This is a genomic window from Lysinibacillus sp. Ag94 (genome assembly GCF_023242215.1).
Lineage (GTDB): Bacteria > Bacillota > Bacilli > Bacillales_A > Planococcaceae > Lysinibacillus.
Map to the genome: position 1 here is coordinate 4423569 of NZ_CP096780.1, position 17220 is coordinate 4440788.

Below are 17220 nucleotides of genomic sequence, written 5' to 3' on the forward strand. Positions count from 1 at the left end.
CCATTGAATCAGCTTTTTTAGCACATATCTTTATATCAATTTACTTTCTTTCAGTAAATCATAGATGATTGTGTCTTTCGTTTTATGAATACCAAACTTACCTATTTGTTTTAACATAAATGGAGCATCAACATCTGTTAATTTTTTACCATCAAGTAAACGAGCAGTTGAAGATAATAAAGTACGAATGTCAAAAGTAGATGCAAATACTTCTGGAACGCCTCGGTCAATATCTAATAATTGATAAACTGCTTCCATCGCCGTTCTCACTGAATACTCAGTTGTAAATACAGTGTCTCTTTCTGTTTCACTAAAGTTTCCAATGAAGGCTAAGTTAGCAGATCCATTAGGGACAACTAATGGACGATCTCCCATTGCTCTAGGCATGAAGTAAGATGTTATATAAGGCATGTAACATGGAATTGTATTACAAGAATTTTGTGCTATATCCGGTATTTCGTCTACAGGCACACCCATATGGTATAACCATTCTTGTGCGATCTCAATTCCTGAACATTCCGTGATACTCTTTTTAATAAAATCACCTGGTTTATTAGATAGTAAACCATAAATCCAAACTACTAATTGGTCTTTTGGTTGATCTTTAAAATGCGGTTGTCGGTTCAACGTATAGCTTAACATCCAATTAGAGTCAGTAGCCGTTACAATACCGCCCGTCACTACTTTACCTGCATACGGATCTCTTTTACTAATTTTTTCAATATACGGAGCAACTCGATCATCCAAAGTAGTTAGTGTTGCTGAAACAAACCAGCTTTCTTCTGGAAGGTTTTCGCAGAATTTTTCCGGTTTACCAAAATCAGAATCTTGAGAAGCGATGTTTTTCCAAAGTGACCAACTTCCGCCTAAATCAGTACTTATAGGGGCTGGTGTATTATTGTCACCATAAGTCGTACTTTCCGTGATACTACCGTTTGTTACAAACACTAATTCATTTTCTGTTAGCTCAATATTCTTTTTCACACCATTTTGTTTTAACACTAAAGTATGGGCTACTTTTTTATCGCCAACTTTATCAACTAAAACATTCTCTACAACTGTATTGAATTGGAAATCAACATTATGACCTTCCAAATATTTAATCATAGGAAGTACTAAAGATTCGTACTGATTATATTTAGTAAATTTCAAAGCAGATAAATCTGGTAGACCCCCGACATGATGAATGAAACGCATAATATAACGACGCATTTCCATTGCAGAATGCCATTTTTCAAAAGCAAACATCGTAGACCAGTATAGCCAGAAATTCGATTCAAAGAACTCTTCAGAGAAAACATCTGTAATTTTTACATCCTCTAATTTTTCTTCAGGCGTAAAGAATAATTTAATCATTTCTTCAGATGCTTTATCAGATAATGTAAACTTGCCATCATCCTCAAGTCTTTGTCCTCTATTTTCAATCAATCTACATTTTGAATAGTTAGGATCCTCTTTATTTAACCAATAAAATTCATCTAAAACAGAAGCGTTTTCTATTTCTAATGATGGGATTGAACGGAATAGATCCCATAGGCATTCAAAATGATCTTCCATTTCTCGACCACCGCGAATAATAAAGCCTCTTGTCGGATTTAAAATACCATCAAGGCTACCACCTGAGATATCTAGTTCTTCGAGAATATGAATATTCTCTCCCTTCATTTGACCATCACGAATTAAAAAACATGCGGCTGAAAGTGAAGCTAGCCCCGAACCAACAAGATACGCTGATTTCTCATCAACACCCTCTGGTTTTTTAGGACGTGCAAAAGCCTCATAATTACCATTACTGTAATACATAATACCGCCTCCATAAACTATTATCGTGATATAGCATACCATTATTTTGCACGGTAATGGTAAAATGAGAGAGAAATTAACAAATAATTCAATTTTAAAGCTAAACTCTAAATATACTATACCCTATTATTTGACATAACAATTCATTGCATTTTTATAAATTATTCATCAATATCTTTATATCAAAGGGATTTTGCAATACTTGAAAATTTGATTACTCTAATAGCAATAACCTATAAAACACTAGGTTTATTGGATGATTTCCTTCTATCTGATTAACTATAAAGTTAAAAAAGTATACAAACCTTTAAAGGCAGCTTCGCATAATTATTATAGTAAGAAAATAAAAAGTTGATAATTCAACGGTCACTTTTTCTATTCGAATTTATTATTATTTAAATAATTTAACTATCTACACGCCCCCCCTGAGATTCGCTTAATGGAAGCCCTTATAGCAAATTCAAATATGAAAAAATAAACAAAAATAATATATTTTCAAAAATAATGTTTGACAATCTTTTAGGGTGCTATGTAGAATAGGACAAGTGATTATGAGAATCATTATCAATTAAGAGCAATCATTATTTTTTTGTTGATAATTGAGAATGAATCTCATTTCACGAATATATGTTGTTAGTTAGGATGGTAACGGATGGAAGCAAGCGCGAGGAGCATAGAACAACAAGAGACGAATTTGAAAAAGATTAAGAGCAGACCGCTTATTGCTTCTATTATTTTAATAGTAGGTACGATTTTATTAGCTTTAAGTATGGGCATGTCCATTTCATTTGGGGCTGCAGATATTAGCTTAAAAACTGTTTGGCAAGCTGTTTTTCAATATGATGATTCGCTTACACACCATAATGTCATTTGGGAGCTTCGTATTCCAAGAGCAATTGGAGGCGTAGTCGCTGGTACGTTTCTAGCAGTATCCGGAGCAATTATGCAAGGTATGACACGAAACCCTCTTGCCTCACCTTCTTTAATGGGGATTACAGATGGTGCGGTATTTGGCATTGCAATTACGTATGCATTTTTCCCTAATTCTCCATACATAATGTTTGTTCTTGCTTCTTTCATTGGTGCCGCATTTGGCGCAAGTATTGTTTATGGTGTGGGTGCATCCTCACCCGGAGGACTCACACCTGTGAAGTTAGCATTAGCTGGTGCAGCGATTAGTGCACTGCTTGGGGCTATATCTTCTAGTATTGCACTTTATTTTAATCTTGCCCAGGAGGTCAGCATGTGGAATGCAGGAGGCGTTTCAGGTGTGAAATGGGTAAGTATTGATATGTTGCTACCGATAGGACTTGTTTGTCTTGTTATAGCAATTATAATGTCGAGATACATCACCATTTTAAGTTTCGGCGAAGAAATTGCGATTGGACTTGGACAAAATACAACCTTAATTAAATTTATTGGAACTGTACTTGTGCTTGTTTTAACGGGATCAGCAGTATCTATGGCAGGTTCTGTTGGATTTGTTGGACTTGTTATTCCACATATGACGCGTTTTCTTGTTGGATCTGATTATAGATGGGTCATTCCATGTTCAGCAGTATTAGGTGGTTTGTTAATAGAATGTGCAGATATGTTATCTCGTGTTATCAATCCTCCATTTGAAACGCCAATTGGTGCAATTACAGCTTTAATTGGTGTTCCATTCTTCCTTTACTTAGCTCGTAATGAAGGGAGAGGGAAAATATGAGACAAAGTATCTTAACCAAAAAGAATATTTCAGTTTTAGCCATTTTAGCTTGCCTAATTGTGTCGGTATTCTTAATTAGCTTAAATACAGGGACGTTTAAAATACCACCAATTGATGTATTCAAATCGTTAATTGGGTTAGGGGCCGAAGATCAATCTATCATTTTATTCGAGTTTCGTATGCCTCGAATGGTTATCGCGATTTTAGTTGGCTCAGCGCTAGCGATTTCAGGGGCTATCATGCAAGGCTTATCTAGAAATCCACTTGCTGACCCTGGAATTATTGGTATAAATGCTGGTGCTGGATTAACAGTTGTTGTTTTCGTCTATTTTTTCTTCGGTAAAGTTGAAACCGGTACGCTACTATCAGTATTCATTCTTCCGTTATTTGCGTTAGTTGGTGCTTTATTAGCAGCGGTTATTATTTATACACTTGCTTGGAAGAACGGTGTTTCATCCACTCGTTTAATTCTTGTAGGTATTGCAGTCGCAGCAGGATTTAGTGCTGTTAGTTTAATCTTCTCCATGAAAATGACTTCAAATGATTTTCGTTTTGCAACCATTTGGTTAGCAGGAAGTTTATGGGGAACAGATTGGAAGTTTGTATTAAGTGCACTTCCATGGATGCTCATATTTCTACCAATTGCATTTTGCAAGGCACATATATTGAATGTAATGAATTTAGGAGATGCAGCAGCGGTTGGCCTTGGTGTAAATGTAGAGAAGGAAAGACGTAAACTATTATTTATCGCCGTTTGTTTGGCTGGCGCATCGGTAGCTGTTGCTGGTGGCATTGGATTTATTGGATTAATGGCACCTCACCTCGCAAGGCGCCTTGTTGGAGGAAAACATCAAATTATGTTACCTACAGCAGCATTAATTGGTACTTTTTTATTACTATTTGCAGATTTAATTTCAAGAAGTGTACTAACAACTTCAGAAATACCAGTCGGTCTTGTTATTTCTATTATTGGTGCACCCTATTTTATTTATTTACTTATGAGGACAAAGTAAAAGGAGTCTTTTTTGATGGTAACTTTAGCAGTTGATTCGATATCCGTTGGCTACAATGAAGGATTAATAATAGATGGATTATCAGTGGCGATTCCCGAAGGAAAGATAACAACGATTATTGGACCTAATGGATGTGGGAAATCTACATTGTTAAAAACAGCTTCTCGTATTTTAAAGTCAAAACAAGGGACTGTTTATCTTGATGGAAAAGCAATTGACAAACAGTCAACAAAAGAAATTGCAAAGAAAATGGCGATTTTACCCCAGACAGCAGAAGTTCCAATGGGTCTTACTGTGTTTGAGCTTGTTTCATATGGTCGCTTTCCACACCAAAATGGATTTGGGACACTGCAAGAAGAAGATTATCGCTACATCCATTGGGCACTTGAAGTGACAGGGATGACAGAGTTTGCAAACCGTTCAGCAGAAGCTTTATCAGGTGGCCAACGTCAACGAGTATGGATTGCAATGGCACTTGCGCAAGGAACGGACTTACTTGTATTAGATGAGCCGACAACTTACTTAGATATGGCTCACCAGTTAGAAATTTTAAAGCTTTTAAAAAAATTAAATCAGGAAGAAGGCCGCACAATCGTTATGGTCATTCATGATTTAAACCATGCTTCTCGTTTTTCTGATCATATGATTGCTTTAAAGGCTGGTAAACTGATTCACCAGGGAACTCCAGATGAAGTGATGACAAGTAAGACACTTCGAAATGTATTTGAAATTGAAGCACTAATCGTTTCATGCCCTGTAAACAGGAAGCCAATTTGTTTAACTTACGATTTAACAACGATTAATAATCTAGAGCAAATAAAAGCATAAAGGAAGGAGCACTCTTCCTTTCTTAAATAGAGGAGAAGGAGCATTCTAATGGGCGTTGAGCTTCTCATTTTAGTCTTAGAAGTTGAACACCCATTAGAATGAAATGGGTCGCAAACAATTTATCCGGGAGGAACAAAAATATGAAGAAATTTAAACTAACGTTACTAACAATGGTATTAGTTGTTACATCTATACTATTTGCAGCTTGCTCTTCTGATAAAAAAGAAGAAGAAAAAACAGACGCTAAAACAGAAGAGCGTACAGTAGAACATGCTAAGGGGAACATTAAAATCCCTGCTAATCCAAAGAAAATTGCTGACCTTAGTGGTTCAACAGAAGAATTATTAATCTTTGGAATGAAACCAATCATTACTGCAAATACGTCTCAGGAAGAAATTGATCCACATATCGCGGATCAATTAAAAGATGTAAAACCAGTCGGCTCTGCTTGGGGTGACAACATTAACATCGAAGCGGTAGCTGCTGCGAAACCAGATTTAATTCTTATAAATGATCGTCAAGAAAAAATCTATGATCAATTATCTAAAATTGCACCGACTGTAATGTTAAAAACTCCTTTAGATCAATGGCGTCCAAAGTTCGAGGAGTTAGGTAAAATCTTCGATAAAGAAAAAGAAACAGACGAATGGTTCAAACAGTATGACGAAAAAGCTAGCAAGTTACACGATAAAATCGTTGCAAAAACTGGTGATGCAAAATTCATGAAAATGGCTGCATATCCAAATGCATTCCGTATATATGGTGACTATGGCTACGGTAGCGTACTCTTTAAAGATTTAAAATTACCAGCAGTTTCAGGTACACCATTGGATAAAGCATTAGTACAAGTACAAAAAGAAGCTTTAATTGACTACAACCCGGATTACCTATTCGTATTTACAACAGGCGACGGTTCTCAGCGCTTAAAAGAATTCCAAGAAGAGACAATTTGGAAAAACATGAATGCTGTTAAGAACAACCACGTATTTATTATTAAAAACGATGCTGTCAATAAAGGTTACTTCCCTCTTGGTAAAGAAATGATTTTAGATGAAATTGCTGAATTTGTTCTAGGGAAATAATAAACAGGAGAATCACCTTCGTAATATCTCGGAGGTGATTTTTTTAATATAGTTGTTTAATTATCGATTGGCGAATAATTCAACTTAGTTCCCTTATTTTATTAATCGTATAGATTGTTTCTCCCCAAATTGTATTATCTCATCATTCATTAATATGATGTCAGTGTCTTCCTCTGTAAGTTTTTCTCCATTCAAAGAAACACTATTTTGTTTCATTAATCGCATAAACTCACTTTTACTTTGAATATACTCTTCAGCAATTAATGATGGAATAATATCTAGTACAGACTCCTTCCCTATTTCAATTAACATTGTGGGGATGTTACCAGGTAAAACCTCTCCTTCATTAACGATACCTACACCCTTTTGAATCGTCTCTAATTGTTCTTCCAGTGTTAAAAACATACAATACAACTCCTTTAATATTGAATTAATATTGCAAGTTCTATAAGAGTAAAAAATCCATTCCGCCTTGGCGTAATTGTAGCTGACGCCTTGCTTTCGCTACAGAAAACATGTGTAGCTGACGCTTCGCTTTCGCTACACATGCCATAGAACGTGACGTTCTTAGACTGAGTTCCTCGATAAAAGGAATCACATCACATTCATCTTACTACCCGCTTCTGCTGAATGAAGATAAAAAAACGTCCTTTAGGAAAAAACCTAAAGGACGTGTTATGAACGTGTTACCACCTTAATTTAAGAGCTACTCACATAACTCTTCTCAATAGGTACAGCTAAATGCGATACCTTTGCATTGATTACGGATGCAAACCCGTCGTAGCCTACTAAAGTTCGGTACGCAGCTCCAAGATGAATTCATTTTAACTTTCCTCGCGCCTCTCATCAACCGGCTACTTTCTGTCAGTTCCATTAAAACTACTAGTTCTCTTCAACACTTTTACTCTTATACTCCAAATTGTTCACAACAATTTTTCGTTATGCAAATCTTGATAATTATTATAGTCTCTTTATTTGAATTGTCAATAAATTATTTTTTATTGCTCACTAGTTTGTGTTGATGGCTTTAATAAGAACCAAACAATTGCTAAAGTTACTAGTGCTAATATAAAAGTACTCATATATATGAAATGTACACTTGAAGCTAACGCTTCTTGTGATTCGGTGACTATGGTTGCTGTAGTTCCACCATGTCCACCAGAAGATATAAGATTAAGGTTTTTAATACCTTGTGCGTGAATCATCGTGTTGAAAATTGCCCCGAAAACTGCAGCACCTAATGTTTGACTAAACGTATTGATAAATGTATTTAAGCCAATTGCCGTTCCTCGTGTATGAGTTGGAACAGCTGATTGAATTGTTACCATGTAAATTGGTATAATAAGCCCCATTCCTAAGCCGAATAATCCAACTGCAACATAAATAAGGAATGTTGGAGAGTTTGTTGACAATGTAAATAGTGAAAAGGCAGCAACTGAAAGAATGCTAGCTCCAAGTAAAATGATTTGTTTCGTTTTTAAGTAATCAATTAATTTACCAGAAAAAATAGTGCCAAATGTCCACATAACGGGAAGTGGCATTAAAACGAGTCCGGCCTCTGTCGCATTTTTTCCTAATACACCTTGGCTCCAAATCGGAAGATACATTGTAATACTAATAATCATTGCACCAGAAATAAGCGTTAAAATGTTTATAATAGATAATGTACGATTAGAGAAAAGTGCTAGCGGAATTAATGGTTCCGGAGATTTTCTCTCAATAAATAAGAAAATAACGAATGCAACAGCTGCAAAGATTAAGAGACCAATAATTGTAATGTCCCCCCAATTTTGCTTACTGCTACCTGTTAATAACGCGTATAATAGCGCGATTGTACTTAAAGAAAATACTGTTGCACCAAGATAGTCGATATGGTGCTTAGCAGGCTTAATAGATTCTTTATAATAAATAACAATCATTAAGCAAGCGATAATTCCAAATGGAACGTTTAAGAAGAAGATGTAGCGCCAAGAAAGAGAATCGACTAAAAATCCACCAACTAATGGTCCTATTACACCAGAGACGCCCCACACAGCACTAATCCAGCCCTGTGCTTTTGCACGATCTTTCACTTCGCTATACAAGTCACCCATGATTGTCATTGTTATTGGCATAATGGCGCCAGCACCTATACCTTGAAGAGCACGAAAGACAATAAGCTGCTCCATCGATGTAACAACACCACAAAGTGCAGAGCCGACTAAGAATATTGTAGCTCCGATAAGTAAAACTTTTTTACGACCGAATAAATCAGCCAGCTTCCCGTATATTGGCGTCGAAACAGCTGTGGCAAGCATATAAATTGCATATACCCAACTAACAAGTTCGACACCTGACAAATCACTTGTAATACGGGGAATTGCTGTACTAATAATTGTTCCTTCTACAGCTGAAAGAAATGTCATTAACATTAATGATAAAATAACTTTTTTTCTCATATTTTCCCCTTTACTTCTAAACAGATTACGCCTCGATTCATCATTGCGTCCGGAATCGGCTTTGGGCCTACAATTGTTTTCTAGGCGAAAGAAGTTTATTCAATATATAACTAAGTATATTTTTGGATTATCTATAAACAATATAGATACTCACTAAAGTTCCTTTATTGCACTAACCAGCCGTTAGTTCAAGTACAATTTTTCACAGGATAAACATTAATTTTAACATATATATACATTAAAACGAAAGAAGTGATTTCTATTGCTTTGACATCAATTATGCCTCCAATTGCGCCCGGAATCGACTTCGTGCTTCCCTTCCAACCCTTAAATACTCGCCACATTTCCTCATATTAACTTTAGCAAAGGTGATACTATCATAAGGAGTTTTTTTAAACTAAAAAGTGACTTTCCACGTGGCACCACCGCTCTAGCTTAAAAGCGCTAGACTAGATTATGCTCTCTTGAAAATGAAAAAGCTTTTTACATATTTTCAAACTGAAATAAATAAACTATAATGGTATTTAAATGGAAGAAATTCTAAATTAAACCCATTTATCTTTTTTTATACAAATCTACTGTAAAGGGGCACGAAGATGAAAAAGAAGGTTTTATCCTTACTCATGGCCATAATAATGGTCCTATCAATTAGCGTATCAGCTTTTGCCGACGAAACGTTGCCACCAGCGACAAGAGGAGAAATCGTTAAAACCTTGTTGATAGCAGCAGACGCTTATCAACCAGAAATTAGTAAAGAATACATTATGCAAGGCTCTAAAAACGATGATTTAAGAGAAAATGAGCCAGCTAAGAAGGTTGAAGCTTTAGTCATGTTGAGCCGGGCATTCGGCGAATTGCCAGAGCCGGTCGGAAATGATCTGCGCAGCGGAACATTTGATGTCAAGTTCACTGATGTACCAGATTGGGCTAAAAAAGATATCGATAAACTTGCAAAGGCAGGCGTACTGACAGGCAAACCTGACGGCACATTAGGCGCAAATGACAATATTACGATCAATGAGTTCAAAAAAATTATTGCCAGAGTGTGGACGCTTAAAGGCTCCCATTTAAATGACGATTTTTATGAAGCAATCAATAAGGAATGGTTAAATAAATCGACAATTCCAACAGGAGAAATCATGGGTGGCGGATTTGCTGAGCTACAAAAGCAAAATACCGATAAAATAGAAGAAATAATAAATGAACTCGTTGGTAAACAATTCGATAAAGGAACAAAAGAACAGAAAATTGCCGACTTTTATTCGACAGCGTTGGATAAAAAAAATAGAAATAAACAAGGGATTGAGCCCATCCAAAAATATGTAAAGGCAATTAACGGGGCTAAAACGCTTGATGAGCTCGTTCAAGCAGATCTTGCTATGGAAAAAGAATTGGGTCTAAGCTCATTATTCAGCTTTACAATCATGAACGATGCAAAGAACAGCAGTGAAAATGCTTTATATTATACCGGATTAGCTACTGGTCTGGATAAAAACAGCTTTGTAACGGAAGACGAGATAGCGAAAAAAGCCTACATTCAATATATGACCAAGCTTCTCGTGTCATCGGGTGAGGAAGAGTCTGCAGCGAAAGGCCACGCTGAGAAAATTTACGGAATGGAGAAAAGCTTAGCTTCCGTATCGCTTGAACCTCATGAACAAGGCGACGTCAATAAATACTATAATCCGTATACAATCGAACTATTCGATGACATGTTCAAAACAGTAGATATGAAACAAGTCTTGAAATCGATGAAAGTCGACAGTGCTGATAAAGTAATCGTATTCGATGTGAAGTTGGCACAAAAAGGCGCGGAACTCTTGACTGAAGATAATCTTGACACACTTAAAGCTTACTCTAAAGTACAACTGCTTTCCGCAACAGGCCGTCTATTGTCAGATGAATTCAAAGACGCTGCAAATGAGTTTTCCGCAACGTTATACGGCATTACAGGAGAAAAAACAGATCAGGAAATCGCAGTTGCCATGACAACTGGCACAATGAGCGGATATTTGGAGCAAATGTTTGCCGAGAAACATTTTTCACCAGAAGCTAAAAAAGATGTTGAACAAATGGTAGAGAAGTTAATCGCTACGTATGAGGAAAGAATCCAATCTCTTGATTGGATGTCAGAAACAACTAAAGCTAAAGCCATTAAAAAGCTGCATACGATGATTGTTAAGATCGGTTACCCAGATAAGTGGGATACGACATTAGATAAAGTAGCTATCAAGACATATGATGAAGGCGGTTCGCTGTTCTCAAATACCTTCACAGTAACCAAAGCATACATTGATAACACGAAAGCCAAGCTAGGAAAACCGGTGGATAGAACGGAATGGTTAGCAAACGTTTATACCGTAAATGCTTTCTACAACCCTTTTAATAACGAAATTACGTTCCCTGCCGGTATTCTCCAAGCACCTTTCTATGATATTAACGCTAAACCTGAAGAAAATTACGGTGCCATTGGCATGGTCATTGGCCATGAAATCAGCCATGCATTTGATAACAATGGATCTGCCTACGACGAAAATGGAAATGCAAATAACTGGTGGACAGAAGAAGACTTTAAGAAATTCGAAGAGAAAAACCAGGAACTGATTAAGTTCTATAATGACATTGAGATTATTCCGGGTGTGTTGAATGATGGTCAGCTTACTCTAAGTGAGAATGTCGCTGATTTAGGTGGAATGGCGGCTTCGCTGCAAGTTGTATCCAAAATGAGTAATCCGGATTATAAAGCCTATTTCGAAAGCAATGCGGAAATATGGAAATCCACAACTACAAAGGAATTTGCAGCGTTTCTTAGCAAAAACGATGTACATTCAGCCAATAAAATTCGGGTAAACCGCACGATTGTGAACTTCCAGCAATTCTATGATACCTATGGAATTAAGCTTGGAGATGGCATGTATATTGCTCCTGAGGATCGAGTTTCCATCTGGTAACAATACGAGCAATAAGGAGCTCTTACATCAGAGGCTGTCTAGAAAGTCTTTTTACACCGAAATAAAAAGCCCAAGAATGCTAATTTTACAGCATTCTTGGTTTTTGCTTTTTTTAGCCCTAGGGATAGTATAATTATAAGTGATGTTCAATCGCAGTCTGTTCGTTAGACTACCACCAAAAAGCCCGTTTTAGCCTGTGAAATGGCTATAAACGGGCTTTTATTTATTTTCTTGTCAATCCGAGGTTTACGGAAAAAACGTGCCTTTTGCAGCAGTCTCCCCTTCTTCTTTCATCTGCTTTTCTTAGAAAGAAAAATTGTCCGGATCTGGTCCAAATCGTTTATTTTGATTCAATGCGCTGATTTTTTCTATATCCTCTGCACTAAGCGAGAAGTCAAATACATCTGCATTTTGGCGAATACGCTCAGTTGTAACAGATTTTGGAATCGTCACTACCTGGTTTTCCAAATCCCAGCGAATAATGATTTGAGCTGGGGACTTGCCATATTTTTGTCCCAGTTCTATCAAAAGCGGGTGATCCAGATTGCCTTGCATCAATGGGCTCCAAGCTTCGAGCTGGATATAACGCTCCTTGCAATAGGAATGTAGCTCTTTTTGCGTCAACAACGGGTGAAATTCCACCTGATTAACCACTGGTGTAATCTCGCTGTTCTGACGCAATTCTTCTAGATGATGAATTTGAAAGTTGCTTACTCCGATCGCTCGTACAAATCCTTCGCGATATAGCTTCTCCATTGCCTTCCACGTATCAACAAACTTGCCTTTTACCGGCCAATGGACAAGGTACAGGTCTAGTGTATCGAGCCCCAGCTTTTTCATACTGGTGTTTAAAAGCCTTGAGTGTTGTCTCATAGCCTTGATCTGCATTCCACAACTTGGTCGTGATGAACAGTTGATCACGATCAATTCCCGATTGACGGATTCCTTCGGCTACGCCCTCTTCGTTTCCGTAGATGGTTGCCGTGTCAACACTGCGGTAACCAGCTTCAATAGCAGAGCGAACTGCCAGTGTTTCGTTGCCTTCCCTTGCCTTCCAAACTCCGAGGCCCAGCCACGGCATTTCGACTCCGTTGTTCAATACCGAGCTATCTGTGATATGTGTTGCCATCTGATCTCCTCCCGACTATCGCTGATAAATTGGTACCTATTAGTAGATTAATAGGTACCAATTTATCATACCTGTTCCGCCCAGTCATTTTTAATGCCTGTCGAACACTCGCCTAACTCTGACCATATTTCCCCTCTCCTATTTCGGTGTATTGGAGTTTTGAATCCCAAAAATTTGATAAAAAATTCGACATATGAATAATATCAATAAGTTGATTTTAGATAGGAATTTGAATGACGGATAGGGGGCAGTTCTTGATTAAACTCATTTAATCACCTCCTAAATTTAATCCTTATTAAATTATCCTGCACCGTTAGTTTAAGTAAAACTTTCCAGAAGATAAACTTCAAGTATCCATAAAAAAACACCTCATCTGCGCATCACTTTTATTCTGTAAAAATAGCCTAAGTATCCGACATTTTGATTCATGTTCGGTTCGGGTAAAAAGCATATGCAGTATGGACTATAGGAAGCACGAGTCTAAGCCCGGGAGACATTGGTGATTCCGGGCTCTTTGCTTCAAAAACTCTAGTGTGATTCAATACTTCGGTTTGTATTTATAAAAATAGCCTCTTTGCGGGTTGAAAGCTCATACCGTTAATGTAAAAAAATCATATCTTGCATTATACGACTAAAAGGAGGAAGACCTCTCTATTAGATCGAATCCAAGACTTTGAAAATCGAGAAAGGATGAAGACAAAGTCGCAAGCGAATCCTAATATAACCCCTAGCATTACTATTACTAGAGATAACGCATTGAACCTCTTATTAGTTTCTATAAAGAGTTAGGGCTAGGATACATTATTAATGCCATAGGCGGAAAAAATCCAATACGCAGTCGGTACATTGCCAGGACTATCGGTTCCGGCGACCCTCAATGAATTGCTGGAGGTTAATTCAGGTGTTCAAACTACCATGCAAGGATTAAATAAGAAAAAACTGCTCCTTTAATCTAAACTGGAAAGCATCTTGTCTGCTTCTTCTGACGTAGGTCAAACCGGTGCAACTGGGGCTACAGGGCTATCTGGTGAGACTGGAGCTACAGGCGTACGTTTACAGCTAACAACATCAAGGTAGGAAACTTCATTCAGCAAGTTGTAGTTACACCGGGGCCGTCTTATATGTTTGATTCAACTATAAATAGCAATGGAATCGGTATTACACATACACCTGGAACACCAGATATCCATCTAAGTCCGAACAGTCTATTGGATCAATAGCTATTTGGAAGGGGTTGAGACGCCAACTGGCGGTGTCGGATTCGCGCTTCGCCTAAACGGGGTTCCTCTTTTTGGGAGTTATGTTGGCAACGGAGGTGCTGTTGGAGTAGATGTACAACTCTCCGGTGCATACATTCGGAATACTGGACCTGGTGTTAACGTTCTTCAGATGTTCAATGATGATAACGCAAATACTACGACCGCTAGTAACGGTACGCTTGGCGCTTCATTAACAATTATACAGATTGATTAACATATCAGCCTATGAAGACATTATCGCAAAACAAAAATTAAACTCTCTTTTTTTAGCGTTTTCATCTATCCAATGAACGACACATTAGAATCAACGGTCATTTAGCTCTTCCAAAAGGAATTAAGATGTCAGAATTAGCTGGTTTAAATAAAAAAAATGACCATCTTTACACGAACAAGCAATCTCTTACATGAACAAAAGCGGTCACTGAACAGGGAGAAGCCTTTAATAAACGTCTAAATAAATGATCTATGTCTGCATTTATTTAGACGCGTTGTACAAGTGCGTCGTAAAACGGTGTCTAAAGAAGCCGTTTATATCACAGTTGGCATTCGTGAAGATGGTTCTAGTGAAGGGCTTACGTCAACTAATCTGCATATAACTCAGAAACTTCTAACTGAACTCAAGGAATGCTCATACCGTTAATGAAAAAGAATCATATCCTGCATTATGACTATAAAGAGGGAGACCTCTCTATATAGATCGGTAAATTCATAAACTTGAAAATTGAGAAAGGGTGAAGACAGTGTCACAAGCAAATCTCCCTAATATAACCCCTAGCATCACTATTACTAGAGATGACGCCTTGAACCTCTTGTTATCTTCTATAGCGATTGAAGAGTTAGGGCTAGGGCATATTATTAATGCCGAAGCGGAGAAAATCCAATACGCTGTCGGTACGCTGCCAGGGCTTTCGGTTCCAGCGACCATCAGTGAGTTGCTACAGGTAAATTCAAGTGTTCAAAGTACTATGCAAGAATTAATTAAGAAGGAGCTACTCCTTCAATCTAAACTGGAAAACATCTTGGCTGCTCCTTCTTTAGTAGGTCCAACCGGTGCTACTGGGCCTACAGGACCTTCTGGTGGACCTCCAGGCGCTACTGGCTCTACTGGTGAAACTGGCGCTACGGGGGCTACTGGCTCTACTGGGGTTACTGGCTCTACCGGGGCTACTGGGGCTACTGGCTCTACTGGCTCTACCGGGGCTACTGGCTCTACGGGGGCTACTGGCTCTACTGGTGCTACTGGATCTACCGGGGCTACTGGCTCTACGGGCGAAACTGGGGCTACTGGTGCATCCGGGCCTACTGGTGCCACTGGCGCTACAGGAGCAACAGGCGCTACAGGAGCAACAGGCGCTACCGGTGCATCCGGGCCTACTGGTGCCACTGGCGCTACGGGGGCTACTGGCTCTACTGGTGCCACTGGCGCTACTGGGGCTACTGGCTCTACCGGGGCTACTGGTTCTACTGGTGCCACTGGCTCTACCGGGGCTACTGGGGCTACTGGTGCCACTGGCTCTACTGGCTCTACTGGCTCTACTGGCTCTACTGGCTCTACTGGTACCACTGGCGCTACTGGCTCTACTGGCGCTACTGGTACCACTGGCGCTACTGGCTCTACTGGCGCTACTGGGGCTACTGGTACCACTGGCTCTACTGGCTCTACTGGCGCTACTGGGGCTACTGGTACCACTGGCTCTACTGGCTCTACTGGCGCTACTGGTACCACTGGCGCTACTGGCTCTACTGGCGCTACTGGTACCACTGGCGCTACTGGCTCTACTGGCGCTACTGGTACCACTGGCTCTACTGGCTCTACTGGGGCTACTGGTACCACTGGCTCTACTGGCTCTACGGGTGAAACTGGCTCTACCGGGGCTACTGGCTCTACCGGCTCTACTGGTACCACTGGCTCTACTGGCTCTACTGGTGAAACTGGCGCTACCGGGGCTACTGGCTCTACCGGCTCTACTGGTACCACTGGCTCTACTGGCTCTACTGGGGCTACTGGTTCTACTGGTGCCACTGGCTCTACTGGTTCTACCGGGGCTACTGGCTCTACTGGCTCTACTGGTGCCACTGGCTCTACGGGTGCATCCGGGCCTACTGGGGCCACTGGCTCTACAGGAGCAACAGGAGCAACAGGGCCATGTTGTACAGGAGCAACAGGCTCTACGGGGGCTACTGGTCCTACGGGGGCTACTGGTGCATCCGGACCTACTGGTGCTACTGGTGCATCCGGACCTACTGGTGCTACTGGTGCATCTGGGCCTACCGGGGCCACTGGCGCTACGGGGGCTACTGGCGCTACAGGGCCTATTTCACAAGCATTCGTCAGTGCAAATATAGATGGCCAAACAATAGCCTCCGGCGCCGCTGTTACGTTTGGAATTTCTACAATCTTTGGGATCGATTTCAACGGTACTGATACTTTTATCATTACAAGAGCAGGTCTTTATTCACTGGCTGTTGTTTTAGATTTTGCAGAAGGAACGCCAGCACAAAGTTACTTTGGTGTATCCATAAACGGCGGGGCGCTTGTTGCACCATCCTCAAATGCAAACACCGCGGGTCAGATATCGGTCATTCGAGTCAACCTCCAATCCGTTGGTGATACAATCAGGATCGTGAATGGCTCACCCAATAGCGTAACCATATCCGAAACTGCTGGAGTTACTGGCAGCGCCGGTCATATTATACTATACCGGTTCGCGGATGGGGCTATATGATAACATTTAAAGAAATCAGCAGCCTCAAGCGCTACAGGGCCAGCAGCATTTGCAGCTGGTTTGAAATAACCCATTAGACAATAATTCATAATATGCATAAGGGCTTGTCGTCTGAGAATATCAGGCGGCAAGCCCTTCAGCTTTGTTTTATGACAATACCACCTTCATCCTATAATCGAATAATAATAAAAGTTGTCATCGTTTTTCCCCCTAAATAGTCAGCGATCATTTCTTCTAATTCAGAGAGATCCCCATTACAACAATCATGATTTTATTTTTTATT

10 protein-coding genes, 1 pseudogene and 1 other annotated feature are annotated in these 17220 nt (G+C 39.4%); of the genes and pseudogenes, 7 read left to right on the forward strand and 4 right to left on the reverse strand.

Annotated elements, in window-relative coordinates:
- Window positions 1-30 precede the first annotated feature (30 nt).
- Window positions 31-1803, reverse strand: a complete 1773-nt coding sequence (locus tag MY533_RS20960) for an oleate hydratase (RefSeq protein WP_132361183.1) — start codon at window positions 1801-1803, stop codon at window positions 31-33.
- A gap of 652 nt (window positions 1804-2455) precedes the next feature.
- Here MY533_RS20960 and MY533_RS20965 point away from each other — a divergent pair.
- From MY533_RS20965 to MY533_RS20980, 4 genes are all read left to right on the forward strand, one after another.
- Window positions 2456-3511 (forward strand): FecCD family ABC transporter permease, encoded by a 1056-nt coding sequence (locus MY533_RS20965; RefSeq protein WP_248717458.1) that lies wholly within the window; start codon window positions 2456-2458, stop codon window positions 3509-3511.
- On the forward strand, window positions 3508-4524 hold the full coding sequence (locus tag MY533_RS20970) for a FecCD family ABC transporter permease (protein WP_248717459.1): 1017 nt from the start codon (window positions 3508-3510) through the stop codon (window positions 4522-4524). The genes MY533_RS20965 and MY533_RS20970 overlap by 4 nt, the downstream gene beginning before the upstream one ends.
- 15 nt (window positions 4525-4539) lie before the next feature.
- Window positions 4540-5352 (forward strand): ABC transporter ATP-binding protein, encoded by an 813-nt coding sequence (locus MY533_RS20975; protein ID WP_248717460.1) that lies wholly within the window; start codon window positions 4540-4542, stop codon window positions 5350-5352.
- A 140-nt stretch (window positions 5353-5492) separates the two neighbouring features.
- Window positions 5493-6434, forward strand: coding sequence for an ABC transporter substrate-binding protein (locus MY533_RS20980; protein ID WP_248717461.1), 942 nt, complete (start codon window positions 5493-5495; stop codon window positions 6432-6434).
- Between the two features lie 93 nt (window positions 6435-6527).
- Here the strand turns inward: MY533_RS20980 and MY533_RS20985 are convergent, their stop codons facing one another.
- Window positions 6528-6839, reverse strand: a complete 312-nt coding sequence (locus tag MY533_RS20985; RefSeq protein WP_248717462.1) for a tyrosine--tRNA ligase — start codon at window positions 6837-6839, stop codon at window positions 6528-6530.
- A gap of 258 nt (window positions 6840-7097) precedes the next feature.
- Window positions 7098-7339: a binding site (T-box leader), on the reverse strand.
- Between the two features lie 93 nt (window positions 7340-7432).
- Window positions 7433-8896 (reverse strand): MDR family MFS transporter, encoded by a 1464-nt coding sequence (locus MY533_RS20990; RefSeq protein WP_371873371.1) that lies wholly within the window; start codon window positions 8894-8896, stop codon window positions 7433-7435.
- Between the two features lie 572 nt (window positions 8897-9468).
- Between MY533_RS20990 and MY533_RS20995 the strand changes: the two genes are divergently transcribed.
- On the forward strand, window positions 9469-11823 hold the full coding sequence (locus tag MY533_RS20995) for a M13-type metalloendopeptidase (protein ID WP_248717464.1): 2355 nt from the start codon (window positions 9469-9471) through the stop codon (window positions 11821-11823).
- A gap of 303 nt (window positions 11824-12126) precedes the next feature.
- Here the strand turns inward: MY533_RS20995 and MY533_RS21000 are convergent.
- Window positions 12127-12952, reverse strand: a pseudogene (locus MY533_RS21000) (aldo/keto reductase).
- A 1224-nt stretch (window positions 12953-14176) separates the two neighbouring features.
- Here MY533_RS21000 and MY533_RS21005 point away from each other — a divergent pair.
- On the forward strand, window positions 14177-14425 hold the full coding sequence (locus MY533_RS21005; RefSeq protein WP_248717465.1) for a hypothetical protein: 249 nt from the start codon (window positions 14177-14179) through the stop codon (window positions 14423-14425).
- A gap of 526 nt (window positions 14426-14951) precedes the next feature.
- Window positions 14952-16937, forward strand: coding sequence for a collagen-like triple helix repeat-containing protein (locus tag MY533_RS21015; protein WP_248717466.1), 1986 nt, complete (start codon window positions 14952-14954; stop codon window positions 16935-16937).
- Window positions 16938-17220: the final 283 nt, after the last annotated feature.

What these genes read in the sequence shown, in the direction of transcription:
- MY533_RS20960 (WP_132361183.1), bottom strand. Translation starts at nt 1,803, where the DNA reads ATGTATTACAGTAATGGTAATTATGAGGCTTTTGCACGTCCTAAAAAA.
- MY533_RS20965 (WP_248717458.1), top strand. Translation starts at nt 2,456, where the DNA reads ATGGAAGCAAGCGCGAGGAGCATAGAACAACAAGAGACGAATTTGAAA.
- MY533_RS20970 (WP_248717459.1), top strand. Translation starts at nt 3,508, where the DNA reads ATGAGACAAAGTATCTTAACCAAAAAGAATATTTCAGTTTTAGCCATT.
- MY533_RS20975 (WP_248717460.1), top strand. Translation starts at nt 4,540, where the DNA reads ATGGTAACTTTAGCAGTTGATTCGATATCCGTTGGCTACAATGAAGGA.
- MY533_RS20980 (WP_248717461.1), top strand. Translation starts at nt 5,493, where the DNA reads ATGAAGAAATTTAAACTAACGTTACTAACAATGGTATTAGTTGTTACA.
- MY533_RS20985 (WP_248717462.1), bottom strand. Translation starts at nt 6,839, where the DNA reads ATGTTTTTAACACTGGAAGAACAATTAGAGACGATTCAAAAGGGTGTA.
- MY533_RS20995 (WP_248717464.1), top strand. Translation starts at nt 9,469, where the DNA reads ATGAAAAAGAAGGTTTTATCCTTACTCATGGCCATAATAATGGTCCTA.